This window comes from Mesorhizobium sp. M0208, assembly GCF_040322015.1.
Classification (GTDB): Bacteria; Pseudomonadota; Alphaproteobacteria; order Rhizobiales; family Rhizobiaceae; genus Mesorhizobium.
In genome coordinates this window covers 25,402-37,079 of the sequence record NZ_JAMYSP010000048.1, presented here as the reverse complement: position 1 = coordinate 37,079, position 11,678 = coordinate 25,402, and the positions used below count along the sequence as shown (strand labels likewise).

Below are 11,678 nucleotides of genomic sequence, written 5' to 3'. Positions count from 1 at the left end.
CTGATAAGGCCGAAGGCAGCCTTCAGAAAGGTTTCGGCAAGGCGAAGGACAAGATCCGAGACGCCTTGAAGGATTGAAAACAAGGGCCGTCCGTCCCAAACGGGCGGCCTCCGCCGCCGCAACCATCCAGGCATTCCGCCAACTTAGCGTCGACGAGTTCCTTCAGCTTTTCGGTCGAGACGCTCCTGGCATATTCGATGCCAAGGTCATCCGCCTGCTTCTGGAGCAGCGTATCCGTGATTTCAACGCCCAGCATGCCGGCGAAGATGCCGGTCAGTTGGCCGTTGATGTCGCGGAGGATCTGATCCGGCGTCGTGGACGCGAACGTCGTCGCCAAACCCGTGCCGTCGGCCGGGCCCACGGCGGTCCGTATGCTATGCAAGATAGCCAACTGCTCGTCGCTGGCTAAGCGACAATGGCGAATGCAATCCCAAAACGAAGATCAGCGGTCGATGCGCCTGAGCGAAGCCTCGTTCGCGAGCGGTGGGCAAGCATTCTGACGTCAACCGTTCCGATTTGCACGCCATTGCCGCCGTTTTCCGAACCCTACGTGGGGGACATCTTCCTAACAGCGATGTGCATTCGTAAGAAAAGGTCGCATTCCAAATTGGCGCGGCGCGGGATGTCTGGCTTGGTGGATCCGCGGACGAACGGTGTGACCAGCGTAACCGACTCGCCAGACTTCACCCCACTGCCGGTTGTACTTTTCGGGTTGACGGCTGTGAAGGCTGACGCGATTTCTTATCCTCCACGTGGTCTCTCTCGCGAGGAAGCAGCGCGCTACGTTGGCGTTGGACCGACGCTATTTGACGAGATGGTCGGCGATGGCCGCATGCCGAAGCCTAAGCTCGTCAACAGTCGCACGATCTGGGATCGTGTCACCCTCGATAGCTCCTTTTCGTCTTTGCCTGACAAAGAGAGTGGTCTCCGGGTGCTTTTGGAACGAAGCGGAAAAAGTGCTAGGCGTAAATGATTACGCAGATTGCGTATACGCTGTCGACGTAGTATGATTTCCATGTGAGCAAACGGGTTGACGTCAATGATAAAGACGAGCTCTCGCGAGATGTGAAAGCTTGGCGGGCAAGAGAAGGATTCACGGCAGAAAGCGCAGCGAAATTGTTGGGCATCCCGAAGCGCACATATGAGGGCATAGAGCAAGGTCGAGGTTTCCCCTACCCGTTGCTCCTTCGGGTCGCTATGGAGAGCAAAAGCCCTTCGCCTCCGGCGACGATCGAGGTGCCCCGGCGCTTGGAACAGCAGAAGGCTGGAAGGAGGGCTTAATGGGCCGGCCATTCAAGGATGACAAATATCCCGGAGTCTCGTCGCGCCTAAAAAGCGGTAAGCTCGTCTATCGTTACCGCGGCAAGGGAATACCCGAAATTCGGCTTCCAGGCCGGCCAGGTGATCCAGAATTCGAGGCCGCCTATGAACGGGCAACTCAAGGCCAAGGTCAAAAGGGCGTCATCATCGACTTGCCTGGACGGGCGTTGCCGAAGACTTTCGGTCATGCTGCCCGCCGGCTTGAATCGACGATGGAATGGCTGGACTTCGACCAAGCCACCCAGCACAAGAATGCTCGGCTTATTGAACGCTTCCTTGAGATGAAGGTCGATCCCGCCTATCCGCTCACCTGGCGCGACACGCCGGTCGAGCATCTCGATGCCGACCGTCTGCGTGCGATTATCGAAGGCGTGTTTGGCACCAGACGGACAGTCGCAAAGCATCTGCTGGTAGCGATCAAAAAGCTCCTTTGGGTGGCGATTGACGTTGAGAAGTGGATCAAGCCGCAGGACGATCCTTCGCTGTCAATTCGCGTTCGCATTCCCAAATCGACGGCCAATCCTGGGTGGCCGATGGCCATTCGTGAAAAGTTCGAGTCGCGCCATGCAGTCGGCTCGGCGGCGCGCACCTGCTACGCCCTCGGCTTCTGGCTCGGGAATAGACGCGGCGACATCGCCGCACTGGAATGGGAAGATCTGGTCAGCGAGGAAATCGAACTGTTCGATGGCTCGCTGGTTTTGATCGAGGCCTTCGAGTTTCGGCAGAAAAAGAACCGAAACCGCCACGGCGGCAGGGAAGTGTTTATCCCCATCGTGGACAAGCTGGCGCAGGCTCTGGAGCCGCTAGACCGTTCGAAAGGTGGACCGGTATTGAGGAACGCCTATGGGCGTCCGTTTGCGGAAAAAAGCCTCACCGGCATGATGGCGCACTGGAACAGGCAGGCCGGCATTCCGGAGGGCTACACCCTGCATGGGCTCCGGCGTACCTTCGGCACGTATCTCGCCGAATGCAACATCCAGGCACGCGCCATTATGGAAGCCATGGGACATTCCTCGATGACGGTGACGGACGCGTACGTACGGGAGGCGAACAAGAAGCGGATGGCCGTCGATATCGCCCGCGCGATCAACGAGCGGGAGGCGAAACGCGACGCCATGAAGCAACGGATGCCGCTGCGCGTCATCAAATGAATGGTTTCAATCGGACCGGTGCAGGGCGGCTTATCGGCCGCCCTTTTTTGTTGGGCCCATAATGGGCCCAAAACGTTTTGGGCCGAGGCCACTTTTTCGAAATGAAATCAAACATTTTGGTGGGCCCGGAGGGTATTCAGAAAGCCATAAAAATCAATTGGTAAGAGATCAGTGGGACTTCAGAGCATTCAAATCTTTTCCAATATTTTTCAATGTTGTTGTCCCACTCAGAAGTGCCTCAGTCCACCAAGCCGACGCACTGAACGCCTCCTCGGAAGGGAGGTTTGCGCAAGGTGAAAGGAAGATCGCGTCGGTGTGCAGCCTTCCTGAGAAAGGTCGCGGTAGAGCCAACTGCTGACGCTCAGCGCGAAGACATCAATGTCCTGTTATGGGGCCGTCAGAGGACCGGCCGCTTCTCGCGCCCAGAAAGCGATAGCAGACATGCAATAGGTGGTACAAAAGTCTCTAGCCTGACCCTTTCGAGACATTTGCGTGCGGCATTTGCGTCTCGAAAGCGGTTCTTCAGTGCTACCAGCACCAACGACCGTCTGCGGTCGTTCAGAACACGGGTTACCGTCTCTAAACCGGATATTGGACCGGGCAGCCGCCGGAAATTGATCGAATGGAGGTGATCGCCTGTCAGGAGGCGTTCAAAAACGACCTACGACCGCGATCTTCATCGCGGCCGTTTTCATGGTGTCATTCCCGGCTATGCTGACAAGTTCTTTATGATCGGCAGCTTGCGGATCGTCTTGCCCGTCGCCGCCCGTAGCGCGTTGGCGACGGCCGGGCCGATCGGCGGCACACCGGGCTCGCCAACGCCCGTGGGCGGCTCGTCGGACGGCACAATGTGCACCTCGACGCGCGGCATCTGCTCGATCCTGAGCGGCGTATAGGTGTCGTAGTTCTCTTGGTCTATGACACCGCCCGTCAGGGTCAGCTCCTCCTGGAGGATCGCGCCTAGCCCGAAGCCGATACCGCCCTCCATCTGAGCGCGGATCTGGTCAGGATTTATCGCGGTGCCGCAATCTACCGCGCAGACGACGCGGTCGACTTTGAAATCATTTGCATCGTTGAAGGTGATCTCCACCACCTCGGCGACATAGGTCGAGAGGCTTTCATGCAGGGCCACGCCGCGGAAACGGCCTTCCGGCAGAGGCTTGTCCCAGCCTGCCTTCTCAGCAGCCAATTTCAGCACGCCGGCATGCCGTGGATGGTGACCGAGCATCGACAAGCGGAAATCGACCGGATCACGGTTCGCAGCGGCGGCGAGCTCATCAATCAGGGTTTCCATTGCGTAAGCGGTGTGGGTGGAGCCTACCGAACGCCACCACAGCACTGGGATGTTCACGTCCGTCGTGGTCAGCTCGACCTTCAGGTTCGGGATCGCATAGGGCAGGTTGGTGGCGCCCTCCACGGAGGTCGGATCGATGCCGTTCTCGATCATCGCCGCAAAGGGCGAACCGCCCGCGATCGATTGGCCCACGATGTGGTCATGGAGAGCGACGACATTGCCTTCCTTGTCGAGCCCCGCCTTGACTGCGTGCACATAGACCGGCCGGTACCGCCCACCCCGCATGTCGTTCTCGCGGGTCCACTGCACCTTCACTGACTTGCCGGGTCCCAGTGCACGCGCTGTGGAAACAGCTTCGATAATGAGATCTGCGTCCGAGACCGCTCGGCGGCCGAAGCTGCCGCCGGTCTTCATCACGTGCAGCCTCACCTTGTCCGGCGTGGTGCCGCCTACTTGAGCGGCAGCCGCTTGATAAAGATCGGGCATCTGGTGTCCGCCCCAGACGTCGATGGTGCCGTCTTCGTTGATTCGGGCGGCCGCGTTGAGTGGCTCGATCGAAGCATGGACAAGATAGGGGAATTCGTAGTGCCCTTGGATGACTTTCTCAGCACTGGCCAACGCTGCGGGAGTGTTACCGTCGTCGCGCGCGGTGGCCGCGCCCGGATCGTCTGCTGCCTTAGTGTATTCGGCCATGATCTCGGCCGTGCCGCGCCTTTCGGCCTTGTCTTCGTTCCAGGTCACCTCCACGAGATCGCGGCCCTTGAGCGCCGTCCACATGTCCCTGCCGACCACGGCAATGCCGCGCGGCGTCTGGACGACATCGACAATGCCGTCGAGTGCCTTGGCCTTGGAGGCGTCGAAGCTCTCGATCTCAGCGCCGAATTTCGGCGGATGGATCATAACGGCCGTATTGAGTCCATCCATCTTGAGGTCGATCGTGTAGGTCTGCGCGCCATTGGTCTTGCCGGCGGAATCGTAGCGCTTGAGGCTGTCCGATCCGATCTGGGCCCACTTGTCGCGCGGCTTTAGCGGCACGTCGTCGGGAACCGGCATTCCCGCTGCGGCTTCAGCCAGGTCACCGAAGCGCGCCTGCATCCCTGAGGCGTGCGACACGACCCCGGAAGCGACTGTGATCTCGCCGGCTGGCACGTCCCACCGCTGCGCCGCGGCCGCCACCAGCATGGCCCGTGCGGCAGCACCCGCCTCGCGGTAGCGCTCCCACGACGAGCTCATCGACGTGGAGCCACCGGTTCCCTGCGCGGCCCCTCCCCAGGCGAGATTGCCGTAGAGCGCGGTATTGCCATATCCGCCGACCACGTGGACCTGCGCCCAGGCGCCGTCGAGCTCTTCCATAACCAGGGTGGCGATGCCGAAATAGGAGCCTTGTCCCATCTCGAACTGCGACGAGTGGACGACGATTCGGTTCTCCGGTGTGATCTCGACATAGGTCTGGAAGGGGTTCGCCTGGACCGTTGCAGGCGTCGTTTGTGCGTTGGTGGGCGCGGCCATCATTAGCCGGTAGCCCACGGCGAGGCCCGCGGTGGTGACGGCCGTGCCGAGGAGGAACTGGCGGCGCGTAGGCCCCACGGCATTATGCTTCGGGAGAAACTGCAACATGCCTCAAGTCTCCAGCCGGTTGGCGGTCTCGTGGATGGCCGCGCGGATGCGATGATAGGTGGCGCAGCGGCAGAGATTGCCGCTCATCGCCGAATCAATATCATCGTCCGTCGGCTTCGGCGTCTCTGTCAGGAGGGCCACGGCCGACATGATCTGGCCAGACTGGCAATAGCCGCATTGAGGTACGTCGAACTCGGCCCACACGGCCTGGACCGTTTCGCCGATCTTGCCCGACACGCCCTCAATGGTGGTGATCGAGGCTCCTTCGATGTCGCCGACTGCGGTCTGGCACGAGCGCGTCGGCATGCCGTTAACGTGAACCGTGCAAGCGCCGCACTGGGCAAGGCCGCAACCGAATTTCGTTCCTGTGAGTCCGATGCCGTCACGGATCGCCCAGAGCAGCGGCATCTCTGGATCGACGTCGAGTGTTCGCGCCTCGCCATTGAGGGTAAAAGCGACCATGGTTTGCTCTCCTTGTCCTGAGCTGGCTATCTCGTTGCGCCTCCGCCCGGCTAGGAACCGGATTCTTATTGCTGAGGCATAGCGACCACAGACTAGGATCGCGCAGCTCGAGCAACAAGCCGCTAGCTGGCAATCGCGAGATCGTGAAGTGGCTCGTGTCGAAAGGCTGGAGGCAACTGAATGTCATTTTTGGGCCGACCGGCCGGTCAGTTTCCGGCTCGATGACCTGGTTGGCAGTCATTCCGCTTCTAAGCCGAACCCCAGACATGAACTGTAGCAGCATCATAAAAGACGACATCAAGCGGCGATTTTTCGTTGCGCTGCACCGCTAGCTCGTTCGCGTGGTTCATGATCCGCTGGTTATCCGCGGATGCTGGTTCACCATAGATGCCAACACAGAGCTTACGAAACTTGCCACGCGCTATGCGGTTAAGGATGTGGTCGTCATTCGTAGCGAGCGAAGGGCCGAAAATGAAGAAGCAATGGCTGGCGGTCTTCACATTCGCGGTGAACTGCTTGAAGCCTTGGTACAGGTAGGCATTGTGACGGATCTTCGCCTTCTTCTGGGCGCTGGTGGGCTGATGAAGGGCGGCTTAGGGTCATGATTTCCGGTTCATCGCGCTGCAATGACCCATGAGTCACAGACGCTGCATTTCGCGCTAGACCGCAGCTGCGGTATTCTCGATCATACGCTCAGCCATCCTATTAGCACCTCGTTGCCGCCGTTCGCCGCACCTATCGATCGGAGGCCTTCCAGCCTCGCGATAGCCGCGCTATGTGGCTGCACACGACGAACAGGAGCAAGATTGGACACATAGAAGCCAGCACAAGATCGCCCTCCCCCTGTCCTTGCTCGTTTTCAACGAAAACAATCAAACTGAGTGCTGCGGGAATGCGAGCTCGATTTGGCCCACTTCAGAGCGAAGTCGGCCATAAGCCATTGATATAATTTTGGTCGGCCCTGAGGGTGCTTGGAAAGTCAGAAATATCAAAGGCTATTCGACAGTGGGACTGTGTTGCGTTACTATGCTCTCCGGTCTTTTCCGGTTGATTTGTCCCACCCCTGATGCCGATTGCGGTCATTCGCCGCTGCCTTGGTCAATTCCCGATTCCACAAGCATCCGGTCCTGAGTGGGCAGACGGGCTTCCTAGTGGTAATTAGTCAGCGACACGTTGACCGTTCTCGTCACGCGGGTGAAATCTACGTTCGACCATATACGTCGTCGAAGCGAACGATATCATCCTCGCCGAGATAATCGCCGCTCTGCACTTCAATGATCACCAGGTCAATTCTGCCTGGGTTCTCCAGCCGATGCTTATTGCCGCAGGGGATGTAGGCTGATTCGTTTGTCGCCAGGAACAGCTCCTGCTCGCCATTGACGATTTTCGCGGAGCCGCTGACCACGACCCAGTGCTCCGAACGATGATAGTGCATCTGCAGGCTCAGCCGCCGACCGGGCTTCACCTCGATGCGTTTGATCTTGAAGCGCTCGCCTTCCTCGAGAACCGTGTAGGTACCCCACGGCCGGTGTACCGTGCTGTGGACCAGGTGAGCTTCATGTCCTGAAGCCTTGAGGCCCTCGAACAGCTTCTTGACGTCCTGAACGCGGTCGCGGGATGCGACGAGCAAAGCGTCCGGGGAATCGACGATCACCAGATCGCTGACACCGACCGTGCCGATGACGCGCTTGTCGGAGCTCACATAGCTGCCGGTCGTGTCGACCATATGCACATCGCCGCGTATCCTGTTCCCGCTTTGGTCGGGGGCGATCAAATCGGCCATTGCGTTCCAGGATCCGATGTCGTTCCAATCCATGTCGCAGGCAACCACGGCAAGTTTGTTCGTCTTCTCCATGACAGCGTGGTCGAGCGAGATTCGCGGGGCGGAGCCGAAATGCTCAGGCGCGAGTTCGATTTTGGCAAAGCCTTCGCCTTGACTGAAGCGGCCGTTCTCGTAGCTGTCGGAGACGGCCTGGATCACCGCGGGGCAATGCGATGCCATCTCGTCGAGCATGGTTTGTGCGCTAAAGCAGAAAATGCCGGCGTTCCAGAAGAAGCGCTTGGACGCGACATAGGCTTTGGCTGTGTCCAGATCCGGTTTTTCAACGAAACGGACGACTTTCTCACCATCCGCTTCGATATAGCCGAATGCCGTGTCCGGTCTGGTTGGGGTGATGCCCAATGTGGCGATCCGCCCGAGCTTCGCATGTTCGATGGCCCGGCACATGACGTCTAAAAATGCAGGCAGGTTGCCAACCATGTGATCGGCTGGGAAGACGCATAGAATCGCGTCAGGGCCTTGCGTTGCCTTGGCATGGATGGCGGCTGCCGCAACGGCTGCGGCCGTATCCCGGCCTTCAGGCTCGAGCAGAAAGGTGCGTGGCAGGACCACGGAATCTAGTTCGTCGAACTCGTCCTTGGTAAGGAAGAGGTGTTCCCCAGATGTCACGGCGACGAGTTCCACTACGCCCTTTATCGAACCGACGCGCAGCACAGTGTGCTGAAAGAGAGAATGTCCATCTGCTACTTTAAGGAAAGGTTTGGGGTGCGATTGCCTCGAAGCGGGCCATAGCCGCGATCCGGCTCCACCGCTGATGATGACGGGAACCACTTTCATTAAACAACCTCGATTTCGTCTCTGGAGTGATTGCCCGCGCCCTTTCGAGCGTTAGCGTCACGATCGCCGTCGCTCTGGCTTGGTCTGCGGCCTCCGAGTAACAGCGAAGTTCTGGCGCGTTGCCGAACGGCCTCAGATGACGACGCTATCGGTATCGTACGACGCTTCCATGGCTGCGATGAGAAATGGACATTCAACTATGCCTGTTGGTTGCATCCGCCGAATTGTGCAGGTGGCGGGTCTTAACTGAGACCAGAGATTCTTTGGCTGTCCTCTATCAAAATCAAACGACTTGGCTCCTTCAGATCGAACTCAATTACGCGTGGTGCGAAAAGGCGTGCATATCGTGTAAAGGCGCTCGTCGGAGGAAACCGAATTACAGTATCGCAGCGCCCGAGAAGATACATCTCAACGAGGGCGGAAATTCCGCCGTCAATCCCAAGTGCTGCAGTGTGTAAGGGGCCATCTTGATCGGATCGGAAATGCTTGGGGACGGTGAGAAGATCGGGAAACCTGGCCGACAGGTGATCCAGGATCTGCGCGCTGTCCGTGCACAAGAACAGCCGCACAGGCTTGGGGTGCGGTAACGCTTTAGCCTTATCAACCGCACTGCACACTTGTCGAACGGCGAACTCCGGATCGGCCCAGTAGGGCGCATGCTCCATGATGTCTTCACCGTTACCATGTCGAACATGAACCCCGATGATGCTGTGCCCCTCAAAACATTCTTGGTAAATGGCATCTATGCGTGTTTGAATTTCAGACCGAGGCTTGACACTCTGGAAGACCTGCCGCTCGGCATCCTCATCGCAGCGCCACATCAAGCAAGCGTCACACACTACTGTGTTCGCTTCGACATCCTGTTCGGCCTGAAAGAGCTCGCCCAACTCGTCGCGCTCTTGGAAAATCTGCTCATCTGGGCGGTAAAGGCAGTCGATCGCTGGCCTATTCCACCACTCCGGGAAGAATGGACCCGGGAAGGAAAAGTCGTTGATCCGGTCGTCGCAAATAGCCGGTACGCCAGCGATGTCATTGATCGGTTGGAAGAAAACCGGAAAGGCGTTTGTGAAGGGTTGGTCGAGATAGCAGGACCCGCGCCAGTCGACGGCTAGCGTTCGTCCCGACCGCTGAGCGTAGCGCCAAGCGGCCGCCAGCGACCACAGACAATCACCGAACCCCGTACGCCTCTGAGAGACGACGAACCTGCGCTTTACCAATCCACTGACCTGCATTTTCGGAAATCTCGTTTCAGAGACGAGGTTGCATCTGGCTTGGGATCTCTTAATCGATACTAGTCGACCGTTACGCCGGGCGATTTGGTAGAGGCTGCGCGTGGGGCAGAAGAGCTCCCTCAGCACTGCCTATCCTTATCTCTGTGACGCTCGCAAATCTTAACGCCGGGTACACTCGCTTCCGGTTTAAATTCAGCGTTCTCTAATACGCCAGGCGACATGTGTAAAATTGATTGCGTGAATGTGGCCCATCCATGTGATGGATACTAAGGCGTTCCTTGACCATGAGCCTCTACTGACGTGGGGCCGCGCTTTGCTAAGCGAAACAGCCGGTCGAGGCAGTCCACAAACTCCCTTTTTCAAGTCCAATTCTTAACTGCCTCAACGTAACATGCCATTTGCGGGGCGTTTCCTGAAGGACGGATGTGCAGAACCCGCCAGCCGTCGAATGTCAGGCACAGGCCATCCACGTCATTTATGGCCATTACGCTTCCGGTCCCAGCGAAAGATGCGCCGGCGCCCTCTGACGCTTTCAAGTGCGCCAACATGGCGCAACTCGTGTCGACCGGATAGCTTTCGATCCGGCCGGACTGAGCGACTGGCACGCGATGCTGTGCGACGACGGCCGAGAGAGGAATTTTGGCGTCTGCAGCTATGTGGAGGATCGTTCCGACGGTTCTGCGGGTTCTCGGTGTCGGAGCCGACACCTGTGCGAACCCGCTTTCGTCCGTTTTCAAGGCCGTTGAGGTTCATGACCCTGTTGTTCGCCGAGATCACCCGCCAGCTCAGCGATCCAGGTGAAGACCGGCACGCCTGTCGATGCGGCGATCATCGCCTCGGCCGGCGAAGACGATGAAGAGGGCGATTGGGTCAAGCACAAGGGCCGACCAGCGTTTCAATGCTTCAAAGCCCATGTCGGTGCCTACGCCGATACGGCCCTTGTCGATGAGATCGCCGTCACGGCGCCTACACCGAGGACGACAAGGCCGTTCCTGATGCTCTGCCCGACAATCCCGGCGAAGTGTTTGCCGACAGCGCCTACTGAGGCAATCATCTCGGCGACGGTGGGCGCCAAGGGTGGAAGGCCGCGCATCGTCGCAACCGGTACGTGGGGGCGCGACGAGGCCGAAAGCTCGACGCCTGGACCAACCGATCCACAGAATTTGTAGTCGGATCGAGAAGATCTTCGGTACCTGGAAACGAAGCTACGACCTTCGCCCGATGCGATGGCGAGGGCTGGCAAAGGCAGCCGTTCAAATTCGCCGCACTGCGATTGCCTATAGCGCGAAACACAGTTTGATGGTCGCCTCGTCCCGCCCATCGTTGAAGCCCAGCCACCGTTTTCGGGCTCGCCTCCCGAAATTCATACAGGTCAATACGTAATGCCCTACCCGCGCTTTTCGCCGCCGTCTCAGATGTGCGGTTCGCCCGAAGCCCCCGACTGACACGAACTTTGTCTTCGCGCGGAGCGAAACCTCGCACCCACGACTTTGTGCCGCCGATGGTGCCGCGCTGACCTGTCAAACAATCCATATTATGGATGCGCCTCATCCAAACAATCGATTTCACTGATCAAAACAATTTCCATTAGAAGACGCCGCAGGCAAAGATTACTTGGTCAGCGCAAAGAGGGATGGTGGAGTTCTAGTGTGGCTTGGACCCACATGCTCGCCATTTTATCTGGGAACGGCTGTGTGCCCTATTGGCGCAGGGCAAGACGATTCTACTGGCCACCCACTTCGTGGAAGAAGCGGAGCGGCTATGCAACCGAATGTGCGTGCTTGAGAACGGACGTAGAATCCCAGAAGGGCGTCCTCACTCGCTGATTGATGAGCAAATCGGGTGCGACGTGATTGAAATCTATGTCGCTCACCCCGTGAGCTGAGTGCGGCACTCAGGCCGCATGTGCGACTTAGGCAGGTTAGCGGCGAGACTCTGTTTTGCTACGCCTCGAAGCAGGAGCAGGTGTGCTCGCTGGCTGACAC

Annotated in this window: 10 protein-coding genes and 1 pseudogene; 5 read left to right on the top strand and 6 right to left on the bottom strand. The window is 58.6% G+C overall.

Annotated elements, in window-relative coordinates; translation table 11 throughout:
- Positions 1–22: 22 nt before the first annotated feature.
- Positions 23–361 (bottom strand): hypothetical protein, encoded by a 339-nt coding sequence (locus NKJ17_RS30035; protein WP_502906584.1) that lies wholly within the window; start codon positions 359–361, stop codon positions 23–25.
- Positions 362–721: 360 nt separating this feature from the next.
- On the opposite strand from NKJ17_RS30035, the gene NKJ17_RS30030 reads away from it, so the two are divergent.
- The 3 genes from NKJ17_RS30030 to NKJ17_RS30020 are packed head-to-tail and all read left to right on the top strand — an operon-like array spanning position 722 to position 2,471.
- Positions 722–973, top strand: a complete 252-nt coding sequence (locus NKJ17_RS30030) for a hypothetical protein (protein ID WP_352509272.1) — start codon at positions 722–724, stop codon at positions 971–973.
- 44 nt (positions 974–1,017) lie between these two features.
- A complete protein-coding gene (locus tag NKJ17_RS30025; RefSeq protein WP_352509240.1) occupies positions 1,018–1,281 on the top strand; it encodes a helix-turn-helix domain-containing protein in 264 nt (87 codons plus the stop codon).
- Positions 1,281–2,471 carry a tyrosine-type recombinase/integrase gene (locus NKJ17_RS30020; RefSeq protein WP_352509241.1) on the top strand — a complete coding sequence of 397 codons (1,191 nt, stop codon included), beginning with the start codon at positions 1,281–1,283 and terminating at the stop codon, positions 2,469–2,471. The genes NKJ17_RS30025 and NKJ17_RS30020 overlap by 1 nt, the downstream gene beginning before the upstream one ends.
- A gap of 709 nt (positions 2,472–3,180) precedes the next feature.
- Here NKJ17_RS30020 and NKJ17_RS30015 read toward each other — a convergent pair.
- The 5 genes from NKJ17_RS30015 to NKJ17_RS29995 all read right to left on the bottom strand — a co-directional run bounded on the left by NKJ17_RS30015 (position 3,181) and on the right by NKJ17_RS29995 (position 9,693).
- Positions 3,181–5,382, bottom strand: coding sequence for a xanthine dehydrogenase family protein molybdopterin-binding subunit (locus tag NKJ17_RS30015; protein WP_352691386.1), 2,202 nt, complete (start codon positions 5,380–5,382; stop codon positions 3,181–3,183).
- A gap of 3 nt (positions 5,383–5,385) precedes the next feature.
- Complete coding sequence (locus NKJ17_RS30010; protein WP_352467057.1) at positions 5,386–5,844, bottom strand: (2Fe-2S)-binding protein; 459 nt, start codon at positions 5,842–5,844, stop codon at positions 5,386–5,388.
- Between the two features lie 248 nt (positions 5,845–6,092).
- Complete coding sequence (locus tag NKJ17_RS30005; RefSeq protein WP_352691390.1) at positions 6,093–6,377, bottom strand: DUF4917 family protein; 285 nt, start codon at positions 6,375–6,377, stop codon at positions 6,093–6,095.
- A gap of 668 nt (positions 6,378–7,045) precedes the next feature.
- Positions 7,046–8,461: a mannose-1-phosphate guanylyltransferase/mannose-6-phosphate isomerase gene (locus NKJ17_RS30000; protein WP_352691385.1), complete on the bottom strand. Its 1,416-nt coding sequence runs from the start codon at positions 8,459–8,461 to the stop codon at positions 7,046–7,048.
- 242 nt (positions 8,462–8,703) lie between these two features.
- Positions 8,704–9,693 (bottom strand): nodulation protein NodZ, encoded by a 990-nt coding sequence (locus NKJ17_RS29995; RefSeq protein ID WP_352691383.1) that lies wholly within the window; start codon positions 9,691–9,693, stop codon positions 8,704–8,706.
- Positions 9,694–10,490: 797 nt separating this feature from the next.
- Here NKJ17_RS29995 and NKJ17_RS29990 point away from each other — a divergent pair.
- Both NKJ17_RS29990 and NKJ17_RS29985 read left to right on the top strand, forming a co-directional pair.
- A complete protein-coding gene (locus NKJ17_RS29990; RefSeq protein WP_352691381.1) occupies positions 10,491–10,862 on the top strand; it encodes a hypothetical protein in 372 nt (123 codons plus the stop codon).
- Between the two features lie 482 nt (positions 10,863–11,344).
- Positions 11,345–11,661 (top strand): annotated as a pseudogene (locus tag NKJ17_RS29985) (nodulation factor ABC transporter ATP-binding protein NodI); the annotation flags it as partial.
- Between the last annotated feature and the right edge of the window lie 17 nt (positions 11,662–11,678).

Bases quoted from the DNA above. Each gene is read 5' to 3' on its own strand.
- NKJ17_RS29995 (WP_352691383.1), bottom strand. From the start codon at position 9,693: ATGCAGGTCAGTGGATTGGTAAAGCGCAGGTTCGTCGTCTCTCAGAGG.
- NKJ17_RS30010 (WP_352467057.1), bottom strand. From the start codon at position 5,844: ATGGTCGCTTTTACCCTCAATGGCGAGGCGCGAACACTCGACGTCGAT.
- NKJ17_RS30020 (WP_352509241.1), top strand. From the start codon at position 1,281: ATGGGCCGGCCATTCAAGGATGACAAATATCCCGGAGTCTCGTCGCGC.
- NKJ17_RS30015 (WP_352691386.1), bottom strand. From the start codon at position 5,382: ATGTTGCAGTTTCTCCCGAAGCATAATGCCGTGGGGCCTACGCGCCGC.
- NKJ17_RS30000 (WP_352691385.1), bottom strand. From the start codon at position 8,461: ATGAAAGTGGTTCCCGTCATCATCAGCGGTGGAGCCGGATCGCGGCTA.